The sequence below is a fragment of the Arthrobacter sp. zg-Y769 genome (genome assembly GCF_020907405.1).
Taxonomy (GTDB): Bacteria; Actinomycetota; Actinomycetes; order Actinomycetales; family Micrococcaceae; genus Arthrobacter_B.
On sequence record NZ_JAJJOE010000005.1, the window covers coordinates 19,082 to 35,720 of the forward strand.

The window sequence follows — 16,639 nt, forward strand, 5'->3', positions numbered from 1 at the left end:
CGGAGCGGATAAAGTGAAGGCATGAGCCGCATTATTGCCGGGGCTGCCGGCGGATCCTCCTTGTTCAGCGTTCCGGGTGACGGAACCCGCCCCACCACGGACCGGGTGAAGGAAGCCCTCTTTTCCCGCCTGGAGTCCTACGGCATCCTGCAGGAAGCCCGCGTGCTGGACCTGTTTGCCGGGTCCGGAGCCCTGGGGGTGGAGAGCGCCAGCCGCGGGGCCGCCGCCGTCGACCTGGTGGAGCTTGCCGACAAGCCGGCGGCGACGTGCCGGCAGAACGCGGAACTGGTCAACAAGATCCTGGGCCGGACCTGCGTGAGCGTGCACCGGGCCAAGGCCGAAACCTTCCTGCTGCGGGTCCCCGCGGATGTGCGCTGGGACGTGGTCTTCATCGACCCGCCCTACGCGTTTACCGAAGCCGAACTGGCGACTGTCCTCACCCCGCTGGCCGGGCACCTTGCCGACGGCGCCGTAGTAGTGCTCGAGCGCTCCACGCGTTCCCCGGAACCGGTCTGGCCCGAGGGCCTGGAGCGCTTCAGCGAGCGTAAGTACGGCGAGACCACCCTGTGGTTCGCCGAGCCGGCCGACGGCGATGCCGAGTCCGGTGATGCCGAGTCCGGTGACGGCGAAACCGAGGCTGCGCAGGCCTAACCGGCGAAAACCTCCAGGTCCTCGCCGGTCAGCACCGCCGCAGGGTGCGGTCCGGCGGCCAGGAGCTGCTGCGTCCACTCCGCCGGCCAGGGGAACGGCGTGGCCGCGAGCACGATATTGCCGGGGTAGCGCCCCGTAAACATGTCCTGCTGCCCCAGTGCCGCCAGGTCGGCGTCCGCGCCAGGGACGGCCTGCAGTTCGCGGACCTGCCGGCGCATAAAGGTCAGCGGCGGGTCATCGCCCACGTTGACCAGCAGCACCCCGCCGGGGGAGAGCAGCGCCATCAGCTCGGCGTAGTAGTCCGACGTCGCCAGGTGCGCGGGTGCATCGGCACCGGCGAAGATGTCCAGCACAATGGCGTCGAAGGACCGCCCGGCAAAGCGGTCCAGTGATTCGCGCGCATCGCCGATCACCGTCTCCAGCTCCGTGCCGTCCGGCAGCGGAAGATGCGCCAGGACAAAGTCCAGCAGTTCGCGTTCCAGTTCCACCGCTGCCTGCCTGGACCCGGGGCGGGTGGCCTGGAGGTACCGGGTGAGGGTCAGCGCCCCGGCACCCAGGTGCAGGGCGCTCAGCGGCTCCCCGGCCGGAGCGGCCAGATCCAGGACATTGCCTATCCGGCGCAGGTACTCGTAGAAGATTTCCTGCGGCCTCGCCAGGTCCACGTGGGACTGCTCGGCCCCGCCGATGCTCAGCACGTAGGCGCCGGGGGTGTAACCGTCTTCGGTGATCGTGGCGTGCGCGCCGATGCCCCGCAGCAGCCGGGACGCGGTCACAGGGCACCGCCCAGCCGGGCGAGGCGTTCGGAGGCCTGTTCCAGGACCTCGGTTTTCTTGCAGAACGCGAACCGGAGCAGGGACCGGGTGCGCCGTGCCCCTTCGGCATGGCAGAACACGGCGACCGGGATTGCAGCCACACCGATGAGTTCCGGCAGCCGGCGGGCAAGTTCCGTAGCGTCGGTAATGCCCAGGGCAGAGGTATCGGCGGTGAGGAAGTACGTGCCGGACGAGGGCAGGACGTCCATCCCGGCGGCCCGGAGTCCCGCGCCAAGCAGATCCCGCTTCGCCTGCAGTGCGGAGGCGGCGCCGAGAAAATAGGCATCCTCCAGTCCCAGTCCCACGGCGACGGCGGACTGGAAAGGGGTGCCCGAGGTGTAGCTCAGGAAGGTCTTGACCGTGCGGACTGCGGCCACCAGCGGCGCCGGCCCCGTGAGCCAGCCGATTTTCCAGCCGGTCACGGAAAACGTCTTGCCGGCCGAGGAGATAGTCAGGGTCCGTTCGGCAGCACCGGGCAGTGTTGCCACGGGGATGTGCACGGGTCCGAACGTCAGGTGTTCGTAGACCTCGTCGGTGACGATCACGGTGTTGTGCTTCGCCGCCAGGTCCACGATTTCCTGCAGGACTTCGCGGGGGAGGACAGCGCCGGTGGGGTTGTGGGGATTGTTGACCAGGACCACCCGGGTGCGGTCGGTGAATGCCGCTGCGAGGGCGCCGGCGGCGGGCAGGAAGTGCGGTGCCTGGAGCGCGACGGTGGTGTGCGTGGCACCGCTGAGCCCGATGACGGCGCCGTAGGAATCGTAGAACGGCTCGAAGGTCAGCACCTCGTCGCCGGGACCGGTGAGGGCCAGCAGGGCCGAGGCAATGGCTTCCGTGGCGCCGGTGCTGACGATAACCTCGGTGTCCGGGTCCACCTGCAGCCCGTAGAACCGCTCCTGATGCGCCGCGACGGCGTTGCGCAGGACCGGCAGGCCCTGCCCGGGGGCGTACTGGTTGGCGCCGGAGGCAATGGCGGCCCGCGCGGCGTCGAGCATTTCGGCCGGGCCGTCCTCGTCGGGAAAGCCCTGGCCCAGGTTGATGGCTCCGTGCCGGCCGGCGAGGGCAGTGATCTCCTCGAAAATGGTCACGCCCAGGTTTCCGTCCGCCGCGAGCAGGTTGGCTCCGGCGGCGGTCCGCTGCCACGGCTGGGCGGCTGCTGTGCCGGGGCCGTGCTGTGCGCGGAGCAGGGACGCGGTTGTACTGATACTCATGCAACAAGTATTACCCGCCGGCACCCGGTAGATTCGACCTATGCGACGCGCTGTATGCCCCGGCTCCTTTGATCCCATCCACAACGGCCACGTCGAGGTGATTGCCCGCGCGGCAAGCCTCTTCGACGAAGTAATAGTGGCGGTCTCCACCAACTATGCGAAGAAGTACCGCTTCAGCGCCGAGGAACGCCTGGAACTGGCGGCCGGAACGTTTAAGGCCCTGCGCGGGGTTTCCGTGGTCCCCATGGGGGACGGGCTCCTGGCCGATTTCTGCCGGGAACACGGAGCCACCGCGATTGTGAAGGGGCTGCGGTCCGTCCAGGACTACCAGTACGAACTGCCGATGGCCGTAATGAACCGGCAGCTCACCGGCGTCGAAACCGTCTTCCTGGCCGCGGAAAGCAGCTACGCCCACCTTTCCTCTTCCCTGATCAAGGAAGTGGCCTCCCTGGGCGGCGACGTCGCCGGGTACGTTCCGCCGACGGTACTGAAGCGCCTGGCCGAAGGTTAGGCCGGCTTTGCCGCCGTCCGCACGGCACCTCCCCGGGCGCCGATTAGCCGGATGCCCCGGGACGGGTAAACTGGACTGTGGAGCACGTGCCCGCACGTGTTCCCTGGCTGCGGTGCAGCCGCAGTTTGAGAGATTCCGGCAAGTCAGGCTAAGATGATATGTCGGTCTATGTTCTACAGGAGTTCTCATTAGCGAATTTTCGCGGTCCAATCCGGAAACTCCCCTGGCTATCAACGTCAGGGACCTCGGGCGCAGCCCGGGAACGATGCGGACTTTGCATGAACATGTACCGGCACCGAAAGACTTCGGTGTTGCGCTTATCGGCGTTCCGGAAGGATCCGGCCTCGAGCTCGATCTGAGGTTGGAGGCCGTGCACGAAGGGATTCTGGTATCCGGCGTAGTAATCGCCCCCGTAAAGGGTGAATGCGGCCGCTGCCTGAAGCCACTCGCGTACGACCAAGAAGTCGATGTGCAGGAACTCTTCTACTACGAGGACGCTGAGTCCTTCGAAGAAGAAGATGAAGAAGAGCAACACCGGATCGAGCGAGATGTCATCGATCTTGAGCCGGTATTGCGGGACGCAGTGGTTCTTACCATGCCGTTCCAGCCGGTGTGCCGGGAAGACTGCGAAGGCCTTTGCTCCGAATGCGGAGCGCGCCTTGAGGAGGATCCGGGTCACCACCATGAAGTAGTGGATCCTCGCTGGGCAGCCCTCGCCGGGCTGACCGGCACGGCCGCAGAAGATACTGCGGCACCAAGTACAGAGTCAGACGAGAGAGAAGAGAGTTAGCCGTGGCTGTTCCGAAGCGGAAAATGTCCCGCGCGAATACACGTGCACGCCGGTCCCAGTGGAAGGCGACCGCGCCCAACCTGGTGAAGACCGTGGAGAACGGCCGCGTCACCTATAGCCTGCCGCACCAGGCCAAGGTCGTAACCGACTCCGCCGGCACCGCGCTGTTCCTTGAATACAAGGGCCGCAAGGTCGCGGACGTCTAAGACCAGTGTTCGGCCCGGTTTTGCGCATCATTAATGTTGTTGCGGACGGGCACATGAATACTGCTTTTCGGGTTGTATCCAAAAAGTGAAGAATACTGAAGAGCTTATGAAGCGTCTCGGTGTCGAACTCGACGCCGGGACGCTTCGTCTTGCACTCACGCACCGTTCCTACGCTTACGAGCAGGGCGGCATCCCCACGAACGAGCGCCTCGAATTCCTTGGCGACTCCATTCTGGGGTTCTCGGTAACCGATGCGCTCTACCGGGATAATCCTGATCTTTCCGAAGGCGAGCTGGCCAAGCGCCGCTCCGCCGTCGTAAGTACCCGTGCCCTCGCCGGCATTGCCCGCGGCCTGGGGCTGGGGGAGTACATCCTGCTGGGCCAGGGCGAAAAGCTGACCAACGGACGCGACAAGTCCTCTATCCTTGCGGACACCACCGAGGCAATCATCGGTGCCGTGTACCTGGACCACGGAATTGAAACCGCCCGGCAGATGGTGATGCGCCTCGTGGGGCCGCTGCTGTCCAACGCCGAGGCGCTGGGTGCCGGTACCGACTGGAAGACCAGCATCCAGGAAATTGCCGCCGGCCGGAAAATGGGCGATATCGAATACCGGGTCTCCGGGTCCGGTCCCGACCACTCCCGCAGTTTCGTAGCGGTCCTGCACATCGGCGACAAGGCCTTCGGCACAGGGGTGGGCCATTCCAAGAAGGAAGCCGAGCAGGAAGCCGCCGCCGCGTCCTGGAAGATGATCAACGCCAAGGAAGCCGACTCCGCGGCTGCCGGCTCCTAGGAGCGCACGGCGATGCCTGAGCTTCCCGAAGTCGAGGTGGTCCGCCGCGGACTGGCGTCATGGGTCCGCGGCCGCACCATTACCGGCGTCGAAGTCCTGGATCCCCGTTCCGTGCGGCGCCATGCGCCCGGCCCGGCCGATCTTGTCGCCAACCTCGAAGGCGCGGTGGTGGCCGACGTCGTCCGCCGCGGCAAGTTCCTCTGGCTGCCGCTGCTCGAATCTGCTCCTTCGCCGGCCGGCACGGCTTCCGGCGCGGCCGACGACGTCGTGCCCCCCTTTGCGCTGATGGCCCACCTGGGCATGAGCGGGCAGCTGCTGATGGAGGACTCGGCGCTTCCGGATGAGAAGCACCTGAAGGTCCGGTTTACGCTGAGTCCCGCTCTGGATGCCTCCGGTGCTGCGATGCCGGACGAGCTGCGTTTTGTGGACCAGCGGATTTTCGGCGGGGTGTTCCTCACCGACCTGGTGCCGACGCCCGACGGCGCCCCCGGCGGCCTGTCCGAAACCGCCCTGCCGCTCGTGGCTGCCGAGGCGGCCCATATTGCCCGTGACCCGCTGGATCCGGCGTTTTCCTTTGACGAGTTCTACCGCCGGCTGCGGCTGCGGAAGACCGGGATCAAGCGTGCCCTGCTGGACCAGGGACTGATTTCCGGGGTCGGAAACATTTACGCCGACGAGTCCCTTTGGGCGGCGCGGATGCACTTTGCCCGGGCCACGGACACCATGCGCCGGGCCGATGCGCTGCGGCTGGTCGAGGCCGCCCGTGACGTGATGACCCGGGCGCTGGCGGCAGGCGGCACCAGCTTCGATTCGCTGTATGTCAACGTGAACGGTGCCTCGGGGTACTTCTCACGGTCCCTCAACGCCTATGGCCGCGAAGGGCTGCCCTGTCCACGGTGTGAGCAGCTGGGGCTGCATACCCTGATCCGGCGGGATTCCTTTATGAACCGGTCGTCCTACAGCTGTCCGGTGTGCCAGCCGCGTCCCCGGAACGGGCGCTGGTAGGTTTCCGTTCCACGAACTGGATCGGATGTCCGTCGAAGTCTTCGACGAATGCAACCCGCAGCTTTCCGTCCAGGAACGGGTGCGGTCCTTGAAGGTCTTTTGCTCCCGCGTGGAGCGCAGCGGCGTAGGCGGCTGCGACGTCGTCCGTCCAGAGCGTGAGGCACGCGCGGTGTCCGGCCGTGACCGGGGTGAGTCCGTGCGCTTCGGCCGCCGGTCCCGGCAGTGCGAGCCCGAGCTCAAAGCCTTCCAATGACATTTCGATCTTGACGGGCGCTGTCCCTGCCCCTGTTGCACGGGATTCTTCAATGAAGCCGAGGGCCGCGTAGAAACGTGCCGCCCGCGCGACGTCGGCGACGAACAGGATGATCTGCGGATTGAAGAGTTTCATGGCTTGAGCAGGTCCCCGGTGGCAGCCAGTTTGCGGAGTTCCTCGATGTGGGCCTTGAATGCCTTCTGCCCGGCCTTATTCAAGGCCACCCAGGTGCGGGTGCGGCCGTTCACGGAACCTTTGCGCACGGTAACGAACCCGGCCTGTTCAAGCACCTTGACGTGTTTGCTTAGTACGGAATCGCTGAGGTCCAGGGCGTCCCGGAGTACGCCGAATTCGGCCTCACCCACTTCCGCAAGGATCGAACAGATGCGCAGCCGGGTAGGGACGTGGATGATGTCGTTGAACCCGTCGCTCATCAGCCGGCGTTCCGCAGCGCGCGTGCCAGGCGGGCATCCATGGCCGGTCCCGTCACCAGAGTCAGGACCACTACGAGGACTGCCGCGACGTAGGCAATCCATGCCCGGGAGTAGGTCGAGTAGAGCACAACGGCCACAACGCAGATAAGAAGAAACGCGGCAACGTACAGCCAGGACAGCCCGCGGCTTCCCGGATGGGTGTAGACGTCAACCACCAGGCGGCCGCGGGTCTGGAGCATCGGCAGGACACTGAAGAGCACTCCGGACACCGCGATGAGGGCCATCGCCCAGCCCGTGTCCTTGGAGAAGACGAGGCCGATCACGAACAATCCCATTCCCACTCCCTGGGCGGGGTAGAGCCAGGAAGGTGACCTGACGTACGGGGCCAGTGCCTGCTTCGACAGGGTGACGGATTCCAGTGCCTGGCGTGCTTCTTCTGCGGAGGGGCGGGCGCCTTGAGGGTTGGTCATGCTGGGAGCCTAGACTTTCCGCAACGGAAAGGGAAGAGTTTCCGTTGCGGAAAGTTGTGGAGTGATCCGGAGCACCCGGTAGAAATAATTACGAAAGTCTTGAAATTGTTCCGGTATTACGTAATTCTCTAGCCATGCCCATTAACGACGACACCCGGCTGCAGGCCCTGGAGGCGCGCGTCGCAGCCCTGGAACAGCGCGCGGAAGCTGCCGGTCCGGCGTCGTCCGCCGATGATGCGGACGCTTTCTGGGCCCTCAACGGGCTGCGCGAACGCCACCCCGAACCGGGAGCCGTACTGTTCGCGGGCACCGTGACGGCTGCGGCCGGTGCCCATTACGAGTACCAGTACGGGCTGGAGACGGAGCATCTGCTTGACGTCGACTGGACCCGGTTCGCCGAAACCCTTGCGTCCCTCGGACATCCTCTTCGCCTGGCTGTGCTGCGTGCCGTGCTCGGCGGAACCGAAACCGTGGCCGGCCTGGTGGAGGAACTGGGGTCCGGAACGTCCGGGCAGATCTACCACCACGTTCACCAGCTGACGGCAGCCGGCTGGCTCGCGCCGCATGCCCGGTCCCGCTATCGGATTCCACCCGCCCGCGTCATTCCGCTGCTCGCCATTCTGACCGCTGCCTCCGGAGGTAACTGACATGAACAAACGCAGACGTATTACCGTCGCCGCCCTTTCCGCTTCCGCCGTGCTGGCCTGCGGACTGCTGGCCGCGCCGTGGGCGCCGCGCCTGTCGACACAGGTTTCCGGCGATGCGGTACTGGCGGAAGCCGTCCGGCCCCTGCTGCAGAAACCTGCCGATAAGCTCAGCGTGGCCTACCTGGAAGACGGCACCGTGCGGATCGCCGGATTCGGTGCCGATGAACGGACCGAGTTCGAGATCGGGTCGGTGTCCAAGACATTCACGGCAGCACTGCTGGCGGACGCCGTCGAGCGCGGCGAGGTGACGTTCGAGACCACCGTTGCCGAAATCCTCGGACCGGACCTGCAGGACCCGGACGCCGAAATCGGTACCGTCACCTTGGCCGAGCTCGCCAGCCACCGGTCGGGGCTTCCCCGGCTTGCCACCGATCCTGATGCGCTGGTTTCGTCGTTTCTAAATTCCGCTCTCCGCCGCGACCCCTACACTGCCCCGCCCGCCGAGGTGAACGACCAGGCACAGTCCGCGTCATTGGGAGGGCGGGGCACCGTGGCCTATTCCAACCTCGGTTATGCCCTCCTGGGGCAGCTGCTCGCCAGGGCAGCCGGGATGGACTACGCCGATCTGCTGCAGGAGCGGATTCTGGACCCCCTGGGAATGAAGGACACGTACGTTCCGGTCACCGCCGACAACCTGCGACCCGATGCTCCGACCGGGCGGGCTGCGAGCGGATTGCCGCACGCTGCATGGACCGCCAACGGCGGGGCGCCGATGGGCGGGATCCGCTCTACCGCAGCGGATATGTCGCTTTACCTCCAGGCGCTGCTGGCGGGCACTGCGCCTGGTGCAGGTTCCTTGGAGCCGCGCTGGGACACCGGCGGCGACGGCGAGCAGGTGGGACTGGCGTGGTTCACGCAGGTGTCCCCATCGAGCGGGCGGGCTGCGACCTGGCACAACGGCCAGACCGGAGGTTTCTCCGCCATGGCGGCGATGGACCGCGACGCGGGCACGGCCGTGCTGATCCTCTCGAATGTGGCTGCCGGGCAGGAAGAAGCAGCGTTGGCCCTGTTGAAGGAAGGTCTCTGATGGTTCCTGCTCTGGTGTCCTGGGTGCTCGCCGTCTGGGTGGTGGTGACCTGTCTGACCGTGGCGGTTTCCGTGTGGAAACGGGCGGGTCTGCCGTCCGGTCCCAGCCGGAGGTCCGTGGTTGCCGGGCTGTTGGAAGCGGCCTGGTTCGCCGGCCTTATGCGGCTTGTGGTGTCGTGGAGTCCCGGATCGGTGGTCCTCTGGGTGGTGGCCGTGGTCGTATTGGCGGCGGCAGTTGCCGGTGCCATTGTTCGCTGGCCCGAGTTGCCGGACCGGGTGCGGGGATCTGGGGCGGTGCAAGCGGCGTCCGAGGGGGAGGCACGGCAGGAGGCCTTGCCGGCGGAGGCGGAGGGGGAGGCTGTGCCGGTGGGGCAGGTTCCGAAGCCCGACGTCACAGTGTTGGAAGTGCCGGAGCAATCCCGACGGCCCTTCCTCCCGGCGCAGGAAGCACCATATGGGTCCGCTACCGGCAAGCCCCGCAGGAAGACGAAGGCGGCGAAGAAGCCGAAGAAAGATCCCGGAAATCTCGCGCTGGTTGTTAATGCGGCCCTGCTGCTGGCCGTCGTCGTGGTTTCCTTTCTAGCTGGTTAGGGAAGTTTCCGGCCGCAGGGACATCGTCTGGAAGACCTGGGGTGAGACCTAAAAAAACAGGTGGCGGGACAGGTAGTCGAACGATAGATCCGACGTCCGAACCTCGCTAGACTCGAACACATGTTCGAATGCTTTCGACCTGAGAACCATCAACAGACCGGCGGGCTGACTGCCGGTACCGCAGTCGTGAACGCGTGGGTCTGGACCCTGGCAGAGGAAGCCGAAGGCCTTTCCGGCGGGGAGCAGGACTGCGAACTCATTGACCGAATCCGGGCGCTCGAGGAACTCAAGGCAGCAGCCTCGGCGGCACAGGCCCGGGCCGCTGCGGTGTTTGATGCTTCGCAGCGCCGGAAACAAGCTGAAGCCGGAGTACGGCGCGAGGAACTGGGCCGCGGCATCGCTTCCCAGATTGCCTTGGCGCGCAGGGAGTCTCCGAGCCGCGGGGGACGGCTACTCGGATTCGCCAAGGTGCTGACCGAGGAAATGCCGTGCACGCTGCAGGCACTGACCCGCGGGAAGATCAGCGAATGGCGGGCAACGCTGCTGGTCCGCGAGACTGCGTGCCTGAGTCTGGAGGACCGGCGGCGGGTGGATGAAGAAGTTGCCGGAGATCCGGACATGCTTGAAACCCTGGGGGACCGGCAGATCATTTCCCGTGCCAGAGGCGCCGGCTACCGGCTGGATCCTTCGGCTGCGGTCAAGCGTGCAGCCAAGGCCGAATCCGAACGTTTTGTGTCCTGCCGACCCGCACCGGACACCATGACCTACCTGACCGGGCTGCTCCCCGTCGCTCAGGGTGTGGGTGTTTTTGCGGCATTGTCCCGCGAAGCGGACCGGCTGCGTGCGTCCGGAGATTCCCGGGGCCGGGGCCAGATCATGGCGGACACCCTTGTGGAACGCGTGACCGGACAGGCAGGTGCAGGCCAAGTGAAGGTGGAAGTGCAGCTGGTGATGTCGGACCGGACCCTGGTGGGCGGAGATTCCGAGCCTGCCTTCGTCCCCGGGTACGGTCCCGTGCCGGCGCAGTGGGCGAGGGACCTGGTCCGGGACAAACCGGCAGAGCGATGGATCCGGAGGCTCTACGCCAAACCGGCTACCGGTCAATTAGTCGCTATGGATTCGCGGGCACGCTTGTTCCCGGCTTCGCTGGGACGGTTTATCGCCGCACGGGACCAGACCTGCCGGATGCCGTGGTGCGGGGCGCCGATTCGGAATGTCGACCACATTCGTCCGCACCAGGACGGCGGGGCCACGAGTACCGAGAACGGACAGGGACTCTGCGAGGCCTGCAACCAGGCGAAGGAGGCATCCGGTTGGAAGGCGCGAACGGTCGACCCGCCGGGGCCAAATCCACCGCACACCGTCGAGACCACCACCCCCACCGGACACACCTACCGGTCCACCGCGCCGCCGCTGCCCGGGGTTAGTGCTGTAGCGGGAGCCGGAGTTGCGGCCCGGATCGGAAGGTCAGGATCTCCGCCCTCGAAAGGTTTCTTGAATCCTGCATCGTGGACCTGATCTGGGCTGCCTAGGCACAGGGGCCGCTAGCGGCCCGCCAGCTCCGCAAGGACCGCATCCGTGAAGGGAGGCCAGACTTCCGCTGCCCAGGGACCGAAATCGCGGTCGGTGAGGCAGACAGTAGCAGCACGAGCTTCCGGATCCACCCAAAGGAAGGTGCCGGACTGGCCAAAGTGCCCGAAGGTCGCAGGCGAGCTGTTGGCACCGGTCCAATGCGGAGACTTCCGGGCACGGATTTCGAACCCGAGTCCCCAGTCGTTCTCCTTCTGCCGGCCGAAACCGGGAAGGACCCCGGCCAGACCGGGAAAGACTACCTGCGTCGCTTCGGCCAGCCGGCCCGGATCGGTGAGTGTGGGAGCTTGCAGCTCGGCAGCAAACCGGCACAGGTCCGCAGCGGTGGAGACACCACCGGCAGCGGGGGAGCCCTCCAACGCCGTGGCAGACATGCCCAACGGCACCAACACGCCTTCCTGCAGATATTCGCCGAAGGTCATGCCTGTCGCCTGCTCCAACGTCTCGCCCAGTACCTCGAAACCCGCGTTGGAATACAGCCGCCGCGTGCCGGGGGTATAGCGGACCGTGCGCTCGCCGAAGTCGTAGCCGCCGGAATGGGCCAGCAGGTGCCGGACGGTGGAACCCTCGGGGCCCGCAGGCTGATCGAGTTCCAAGGCTCCCTCATCGAGGGACACCAGTACGGCGTAGGCGCTCAGCAGCTTGGTAACGGAAGCCAGCGGAAAACGCCGGTCCTGGTCGTCCGCAGTTCCCAGCACCTCGCCGTCGACGGACACGACGGCGGCAGCGGCATTGTCTACCGGCCATGACTCGATCTTCTGCAGGCTTTTCACTGGAATCATCCTAAGAGTAGTGCCGGGCCAGCCGGGCCATACCGTCTTCGATTGAAACTTCCGGAGTCCAGTCCAGGACCTCCCGGGTTTCCCGCTGGTCAAACCAGTGCGAGGTGGAGAGCTGCTCGGCGAGGAAACGTGTCATGGGCGGTTCGTCATGGACCAGGCCGTGTTTACCGGCCGCAAGCCAGGCCTTCTCGATCAGGCTTCCGGCGCCGCGGGCGACCTTACCGGGAACGCTCCAGCCCGGTGCAGCCACTCCTGCGGCTGCACAGATACCGGCAATCATTTCGCCCACCGGCCGCGGCTGGCCGTTCGTCACCACGAGGGCACGGCCGGCGGCGGCGTCCATCCGCTCCAGTCCGCGGACAATAGCCGACGCTGCGTTATCGATGTACGTGGTGTCGATCAGTGCAGCACCCGCATCCAGCAGGGGCAGGCGGCCGGACCGGGCCCGGTCAATCACGCGTTCGACCAGCTGCGTATCGCCGGGACCCCAGACGATATGCGGGCGGATGGCTGTGACCCTGAACTCGGAGGAGTTCCGCGCCAGCGCAATCAGTTCGGCCTGTGCCTTGGATGCGGCATAAAAACCCCTGGCACGCCCCGGGTCCGCGGTGCCGGCACCGGCGCCGGCAATCGGCTCGCCGAAATGCGCCACGGACGGAGAGGAAACGAAAACGACGTCGCGGACACCTGCGGCCTGCGCGGCATCCAGCAGGACCTGCGTGCCGACGATGTTCGTTTCCTCGAACTCATACCACTCGCCGGTAAAGGAGACCTTCGCAGCGAGATGGATGACTGCGTCCATCCCGTCGACGGCGCGGACAGCAGCAGCGCGATCGGCAACGGAACCGGACACGGAATCCCTGCCGGGCCGGCCGGGACGGCGCTGGAAGGTACGGACCTTGTGGCCTTTGGCTTCCAGCAGATCCGCAACGGCACCGCCCAGCAGGCCGCTCGCTCCGGTGACCAGGACGTTCCGGGGAGGCAGGACGGCGGAGCTCATCGCCGGCCCTTGCCCAGGCGCGGCACCGGACCGCCGGCCAGCAGCCGGGAGGCCCAGTCAGCCAGCGCCGTACGGTCAATCTTGGAATTGTGCCGGATATCGGTAGGCATCTGCGGCAGCACCAGGACGGCCGCCAGATCGAGACCGACCAGCTCGGCCACGCGGGACCGCACAGCCGTGGTCAGTTCGGAGGACGCGGTCCCGGCCCGGCGGGCCGGAGGAACGGTCTCCACCACGGCCACGGGAACCTGCGTACCCGCGGGTCCGACGCCGACCAGCGCCACCCTGCCTACGCCGTCGACCGTCTCGGCCGCCTGCTCCGCGGCCACCGGAGTCCGGACGCCGTCCGCGGTGGTGAGGATGTGCCCGAGGCGGCCCTCGACCCACAACCGGCCCTCGTCATCGAAGTGGCCGACGTCGCCGGTGCGGTGCCAGCCGTCAATGGACGAACTATGGCTCTCGGTGATCCAGAGCCGGTCGTAGCGGTCCTTGACGTGCGGAGCGCTGACCAGGATTTCACCGGTGCGGTTCGGAACAGTCAGCGGCTTATCTCCGACCGAACCATCCGGGAAGACCTCGGCAATGGCCACCTCGGCCCGGGACACCGGAGTGCCGACGCAGACGCCGTTGCCGGCACCCGCGGCACGGATGCCCTCGAGGCTGATATCGGTGACCGGCAGTGCTTCGGTCATGCCGTACGGGGTGTGCAGGGACGCCTTCGGCACCAGGTCCTGCACCTGGGCCAGAAGCGGCTCGGCTATCGGAGCTCCGGCGGAAAGCAGCAGTTCCACCTGTGCCAGTGCTGCCCGCTGCGTAGCGTCCAGCTGGCCGGACGTGGCCAGCACGTTGGTCAGCGCCGCAGGGGAAGCAAAGATGGTGGTGGCATCCACGGCGACGGCGGCATCGGCCAGGGCTGCCGCGGTCAGGGTGCGCGGGGAGGTGACGTCCATGTCCGGTGTCACCGATGTCGCCCCCAGCGCCGGACCCAGCAGGGCGAACGGTGCGAAACCGGCCACCAGGGAGGTTCCCGCCCGCAGGTTATAGGTGTCCTTGATGGCGTCGCGCATGGCGGCCAGCTGCCGGTGCGTGTACACCACGCCCTTGGCAGGCCCGGTGGACCCGGAGGTGAACAGGACGGCGGCGTCGGCGTCGGGATCCGCCGGGTGCCACGGCACGTCGTTTCCGGCGCCGTCGGCAATGAGACCCTCAACGGAATGCCGGACACCCAGCAGCCGTTTACGGGCCGGAGACAGCTCGGACACACTGATCCGGGTTCCCGGCCAGCCCAGCGCCCGGGCACCGATCAGCGCCCGGTCGATGCCGATCAGGAACGCCGGACCGGCGCCCTTGATCGCGCGGCCGAGTCCCTTGGTGCCCAGGCCGGCGTCGGCCACCACAATGACGGCGTTCAGGCGCAGGCACGCATAGATCAGCGAGGTCAGTTCAATGCCCGGCGGAACCAGCAGGTTTACCCGGGTGCCCGGGCGCACGCCCGCCGCGGCGAGGCCGGCGGCGAGGGCGTTCACCCGTTCCGCGAGCCCGGCCCAGGACAGGGTGCGCGGCTGCGCAGCCGCGCCTTCGCTGCCGCCCAGCGGTGCCATGTCGACGACGGCGGGGCTGGTGTCGCCCGCGCGCTCATCCAGCTCGGCAAGCATGGGGCGGAGCGGCTCAGCGCGCCGGAGTGCGGAATCCGCCGGGGCTTCGACGGCTGTCTGCAGCCAGGTGAAGATGGGGGAGGCAATGTCCACGTCTTCCGCAAGCAGGTGCCCGGCACCTTCGAAACGGTGCACGGAGGAAGCCGGCAGCCGCTCCAGCAGGTCGCGGAGGTAGCGGTCGGAGAAGACCGGATCCCGAGGTCCCCAGAGAACCAGTGAGGGAACGTTGAGCCGGCGGATGCCCTCGGCAACGGTGTTCAGCGCGCGCCAGCTCGGGTGGGTCTCGACGGCGGGAATGTCGGCAACGAAGTTCGCGACGCCGGCCCGGCGGGCCGCCGTGCGGTACGGCAGCGCCAACGCCTCCCGGACGGGGGCAGGCAGGGCGGGGGAGGCCAGGGAATGCGTGACCCGGATAAAGGCATCGGTGCTGCGCGTGCCCCACGGATGGACGGCCGGATGCAGGGCCAGTTTCAGGGCCGGCGGCAGCGAATATCCGGCGGGGTGCACCGCCGTGTTGGTCAGGACCACGCCGGCGAGCTGGCGGCGGTGCCGCAGCGCCCACCCCAGGGAGATCACGCCGCCCCAGTCATGGCCGACGGTGACCACGGGGCCGGTGATCCCCAGCGTGTCCGTCAGGTCGCCGAGGTCGGTGATCCGGTCCGCCAGCCGCCGGAAGGCGCCGGTGCGTTCGGAGAAGCCCATGTCCAGCTGGTCAACGGCCACCACGCGCCAGGGCTTGTCGGCGGAAGCTCCGGCGGCCAGCAGGGTACGCCAGAGGTAGGACCAGGTGGGGTTGCCGTGCACACACAGCAGGGTCCCGGCCGGTTCGACGCCGGCCGCAGCCAGATCGGGCCCGTTATCGAGGACATGCCACTTGCGGACCGTGCCGGGAACGTCGACGGCGGAAGTGGAGGGAACGCGGACAAACGAGGACCAGGCGGGGGAAACGCCGGGCCAAAGCTCCTCTACCACGCAATCTCCATCATGGTCGTGTTCAGTCCCGAGCCCACGCCCATGCACAGCACCCGGTCGCCCGGGTTCAGGGACCGGGATTCCTGGGCCAGAGTCATCGGCAGCGACGCCGGCCCCACGTTGCCCCAGTTCGGGAACGTGATCGGCACCTTTTTCCGGTCCAGGTCCACGGCCTTGATGATGGCGTTGGTGTACGAGTTGGACACCTGGTGGGTGACGTAGCGGTCCATGCCGGACCAGTCCCAGCCGTTGCCGTGGGCTTCGTGCCAGGCATCCACCACGAGTTCCAATCCGCCGTCCAGCAGGCCCTTGGTGTCGGTGTACATCCCGTCAATGCCGCCCACGCACAGCTCGTGGTGCTGGGTTCCGGCACGCGAAACGCCGCCAAGGATGCGGTGCGAGCCGGGGTGCCGGTCCGCCCGGCCGATGACGGCGGCAGCGGCGCCGGAGCCGAGGGTGAGGGTCGCGAATTCGCGCAGGTAGTCGTCGCGGGTGGAATCGGGGCGGTTGAGCCGCTCGAACGTGGCTTCCTGCACACCCTGCGAGTCTTCGCCGGCCACGATCAGGGCATAGTTGATCTGTCCGGAGTCGATCATGTTGGACGCCAGAGTCATGCCGTTGACGAAGCCAAGGCAGGCATTGGCCAGGTCGAAGTTCATGGCGGAGGAGGGAAGCCCCAGGCCGTTGTGGATCTTCACCGCTACGGAGGGTTCAAGGTTCCGGCGCGTGACCGAGGTGTTGATGAGCAGCCCGATTTCGGAAGCCTCGACGCCCGCCTCGGCCAGGGCCTTGGCGCCCGCCTCGGTGGCGCCGTCGTCGAACGCGGTGCCGGGAGCCCACCAGCGCCGTTCGCTCACGCCGGCCACGCGCTCCAGCATGCGCTTGGAGAGCCGCAGCCGCTTGAGTGAAGGCTCAAGCCGCTCGTCGAATTCAGTGGAACTCATAACCACCGGAGCTTCAACGCTGTTCACGCTGAGGATGGCCGAGTTGGAGTGCTGGAAGTTGAAGTTCCCGGTCAAAATGCCTGCCTTGTCTGCTGCTGAACCTATCGCGCTGGCGGCCGCCGTGAAGCCTGCATCCACGCCCTAAAATCATATGACTCATCTAGAAGCCTACTTACCGGCCCCGCGATTCCGCAGGCAAAAGCCCGATTACGCTCTCCGAGTAGAGCGGAATTTTG

Annotated in this window: 19 protein-coding genes; 10 read left to right on the plus strand and 9 right to left on the minus strand. The window is 66.8% G+C overall.

Annotated elements, in window-relative coordinates; translation table 11 throughout:
- Nucleotides 1-21 precede the first annotated feature (21 nt).
- Nucleotides 22-651, plus strand: coding sequence for a 16S rRNA (guanine(966)-N(2))-methyltransferase RsmD (gene rsmD, locus LOC60_RS04950; RefSeq protein ID WP_230022963.1), 630 nt, complete (start codon nucleotides 22-24; stop codon nucleotides 649-651).
- Here rsmD and LOC60_RS04955 read toward each other — a convergent pair.
- Both LOC60_RS04955 and LOC60_RS04960 read right to left on the minus strand, forming a co-directional pair.
- On the minus strand, nucleotides 648-1,424 hold the full coding sequence (locus LOC60_RS04955) for a spermidine synthase (protein WP_230022966.1): 777 nt from the start codon (nucleotides 1,422-1,424) through the stop codon (nucleotides 648-650). The genes rsmD and LOC60_RS04955 overlap by 4 nt on opposite strands.
- The gene (locus tag LOC60_RS04960) at nucleotides 1,421-2,674 is read right to left on the minus strand and encodes an aminotransferase class I/II-fold pyridoxal phosphate-dependent enzyme (protein ID WP_230022969.1); all 1,254 of its coding nucleotides are present in this window, start codon (nucleotides 2,672-2,674) and stop codon (nucleotides 1,421-1,423) included. Before LOC60_RS04960 ends, LOC60_RS04955 begins: the two co-directional genes overlap by 4 nt.
- A gap of 40 nt (nucleotides 2,675-2,714) precedes the next feature.
- Between LOC60_RS04960 and coaD the strand changes: the two genes are divergently transcribed.
- From coaD to mutM, 5 genes are all read left to right on the plus strand, one after another.
- Nucleotides 2,715-3,185 carry a pantetheine-phosphate adenylyltransferase gene (gene coaD, locus LOC60_RS04965; RefSeq protein ID WP_230022972.1) on the plus strand — a complete coding sequence of 157 codons (471 nt, stop codon included), beginning with the start codon at nucleotides 2,715-2,717 and terminating at the stop codon, nucleotides 3,183-3,185.
- Nucleotides 3,186-3,408: 223 nt separating this feature from the next.
- Nucleotides 3,409-3,975 carry a YceD family protein gene (locus LOC60_RS04970; RefSeq protein ID WP_230023058.1) on the plus strand — a complete coding sequence of 189 codons (567 nt, stop codon included), beginning with the start codon at nucleotides 3,409-3,411 and terminating at the stop codon, nucleotides 3,973-3,975.
- Nucleotides 3,976-3,977: 2 nt separating this feature from the next.
- Nucleotides 3,978-4,181 (plus strand): 50S ribosomal protein L32, encoded by a 204-nt coding sequence (gene rpmF, locus LOC60_RS04975; protein ID WP_146364453.1) that lies wholly within the window; start codon nucleotides 3,978-3,980, stop codon nucleotides 4,179-4,181.
- 85 nt (nucleotides 4,182-4,266) lie between these two features.
- Nucleotides 4,267-4,974 (plus strand): ribonuclease III, encoded by a 708-nt coding sequence (rnc, locus tag LOC60_RS04980; protein ID WP_230022975.1) that lies wholly within the window; start codon nucleotides 4,267-4,269, stop codon nucleotides 4,972-4,974.
- Nucleotides 4,975-4,986: 12 nt separating this feature from the next.
- Nucleotides 4,987-5,979, plus strand: a complete 993-nt coding sequence (gene mutM, locus LOC60_RS04985) for a bifunctional DNA-formamidopyrimidine glycosylase/DNA-(apurinic or apyrimidinic site) lyase (protein WP_230022977.1) — start codon at nucleotides 4,987-4,989, stop codon at nucleotides 5,977-5,979.
- Here the strand turns inward: mutM and LOC60_RS04990 are convergent.
- Genes LOC60_RS04990 through LOC60_RS05000 form a run of 3 tightly spaced genes read right to left on the minus strand, consistent with a single transcriptional unit; the run spans nucleotide 5,915 to nucleotide 7,136 of the window.
- Nucleotides 5,915-6,367 carry a VOC family protein gene (locus tag LOC60_RS04990; RefSeq protein ID WP_230022979.1) on the minus strand — a complete coding sequence of 151 codons (453 nt, stop codon included), beginning with the start codon at nucleotides 6,365-6,367 and terminating at the stop codon, nucleotides 5,915-5,917. The two genes, mutM and LOC60_RS04990, sit on opposite strands and share 65 nt — an antisense overlap.
- On the minus strand, nucleotides 6,364-6,666 hold the full coding sequence (locus tag LOC60_RS04995; protein WP_230022981.1) for a transcriptional regulator: 303 nt from the start codon (nucleotides 6,664-6,666) through the stop codon (nucleotides 6,364-6,366). The genes LOC60_RS04990 and LOC60_RS04995 overlap by 4 nt, the downstream gene beginning before the upstream one ends.
- On the minus strand, nucleotides 6,666-7,136 hold the full coding sequence (locus LOC60_RS05000; RefSeq protein ID WP_230022983.1) for a hypothetical protein: 471 nt from the start codon (nucleotides 7,134-7,136) through the stop codon (nucleotides 6,666-6,668). Before LOC60_RS05000 ends, LOC60_RS04995 begins: the two co-directional genes overlap by 1 nt.
- Nucleotides 7,137-7,270: 134 nt before the next feature.
- Between LOC60_RS05000 and LOC60_RS05005 the strand changes: the two genes are divergently transcribed.
- From LOC60_RS05005 to LOC60_RS05020, 4 genes are all read left to right on the plus strand, one after another.
- Nucleotides 7,271-7,783, plus strand: coding sequence for an ArsR/SmtB family transcription factor (locus LOC60_RS05005; RefSeq protein WP_230022985.1), 513 nt, complete (start codon nucleotides 7,271-7,273; stop codon nucleotides 7,781-7,783).
- A 1-nt stretch (nucleotide 7,784) separates the two neighbouring features.
- Nucleotides 7,785-8,870 (plus strand): serine hydrolase domain-containing protein, encoded by a 1,086-nt coding sequence (locus tag LOC60_RS05010; protein ID WP_230022987.1) that lies wholly within the window; start codon nucleotides 7,785-7,787, stop codon nucleotides 8,868-8,870.
- Entirely contained in the window at nucleotides 8,870-9,460 is a 591-nt protein-coding gene (locus tag LOC60_RS05015) for a hypothetical protein (RefSeq protein ID WP_230022989.1), read from the plus strand. The genes LOC60_RS05010 and LOC60_RS05015 overlap by 1 nt, the downstream gene beginning before the upstream one ends.
- A 120-nt stretch (nucleotides 9,461-9,580) precedes the next feature.
- A complete protein-coding gene (locus LOC60_RS05020; protein ID WP_230022990.1) occupies nucleotides 9,581-10,978 on the plus strand; it encodes an HNH endonuclease in 1,398 nt (465 codons plus the stop codon).
- Between the two features lie 26 nt (nucleotides 10,979-11,004).
- Here the strand turns inward: LOC60_RS05020 and LOC60_RS05025 are convergent, their stop codons facing one another.
- Genes LOC60_RS05025 through LOC60_RS05040 form a run of 4 tightly spaced genes read right to left on the minus strand, consistent with a single transcriptional unit; the run spans nucleotide 11,005 to nucleotide 16,478 of the window.
- A complete protein-coding gene (locus tag LOC60_RS05025; protein ID WP_230022992.1) occupies nucleotides 11,005-11,823 on the minus strand; it encodes a serine hydrolase domain-containing protein in 819 nt (272 codons plus the stop codon).
- Between the two features lie 10 nt (nucleotides 11,824-11,833).
- Nucleotides 11,834-12,832, minus strand: a complete 999-nt coding sequence (locus LOC60_RS05030) for an NAD-dependent epimerase/dehydratase family protein (protein ID WP_230022994.1) — start codon at nucleotides 12,830-12,832, stop codon at nucleotides 11,834-11,836.
- Nucleotides 12,829-15,459 (minus strand): alpha/beta fold hydrolase, encoded by a 2,631-nt coding sequence (locus LOC60_RS05035; protein WP_230022996.1) that lies wholly within the window; start codon nucleotides 15,457-15,459, stop codon nucleotides 12,829-12,831. Before LOC60_RS05035 ends, LOC60_RS05030 begins: the two co-directional genes overlap by 4 nt.
- Entirely contained in the window at nucleotides 15,453-16,478 is a 1,026-nt protein-coding gene (locus tag LOC60_RS05040; protein ID WP_230023068.1) for a 3-oxoacyl-ACP synthase III, read from the minus strand. The genes LOC60_RS05035 and LOC60_RS05040 overlap by 7 nt, the downstream gene beginning before the upstream one ends.
- Nucleotides 16,479-16,639: the final 161 nt, after the last annotated feature.

Excerpts from the sequence above, each read along its gene's own strand:
- rsmD (WP_230022963.1), top strand. The coding sequence starts at position 22 with ATGAGCCGCATTATTGCCGGGGCTGCCGGCGGATCCTCCTTGTTCAGC.
- LOC60_RS04960 (WP_230022969.1), bottom strand. The coding sequence starts at position 2,674 with ATGAGTATCAGTACAACCGCGTCCCTGCTCCGCGCACAGCACGGCCCC.
- coaD (WP_230022972.1), top strand. The coding sequence starts at position 2,715 with ATGCGACGCGCTGTATGCCCCGGCTCCTTTGATCCCATCCACAACGGC.
- mutM (WP_230022977.1), top strand. The coding sequence starts at position 4,987 with ATGCCTGAGCTTCCCGAAGTCGAGGTGGTCCGCCGCGGACTGGCGTCA.
- LOC60_RS04990 (WP_230022979.1), bottom strand. The coding sequence starts at position 6,367 with ATGAAACTCTTCAATCCGCAGATCATCCTGTTCGTCGCCGACGTCGCG.
- LOC60_RS04995 (WP_230022981.1), bottom strand. The coding sequence starts at position 6,666 with ATGAGCGACGGGTTCAACGACATCATCCACGTCCCTACCCGGCTGCGC.
- LOC60_RS05000 (WP_230022983.1), bottom strand. The coding sequence starts at position 7,136 with ATGACCAACCCTCAAGGCGCCCGCCCCTCCGCAGAAGAAGCACGCCAG.
- LOC60_RS05005 (WP_230022985.1), top strand. The coding sequence starts at position 7,271 with ATGCCCATTAACGACGACACCCGGCTGCAGGCCCTGGAGGCGCGCGTC.
- LOC60_RS05010 (WP_230022987.1), top strand. The coding sequence starts at position 7,785 with ATGAACAAACGCAGACGTATTACCGTCGCCGCCCTTTCCGCTTCCGCC.
- LOC60_RS05015 (WP_230022989.1), top strand. The coding sequence starts at position 8,870 with ATGGTTCCTGCTCTGGTGTCCTGGGTGCTCGCCGTCTGGGTGGTGGTG.
- LOC60_RS05020 (WP_230022990.1), top strand. The coding sequence starts at position 9,581 with ATGTTCGAATGCTTTCGACCTGAGAACCATCAACAGACCGGCGGGCTG.
- LOC60_RS05030 (WP_230022994.1), bottom strand. The coding sequence starts at position 12,832 with ATGAGCTCCGCCGTCCTGCCTCCCCGGAACGTCCTGGTCACCGGAGCG.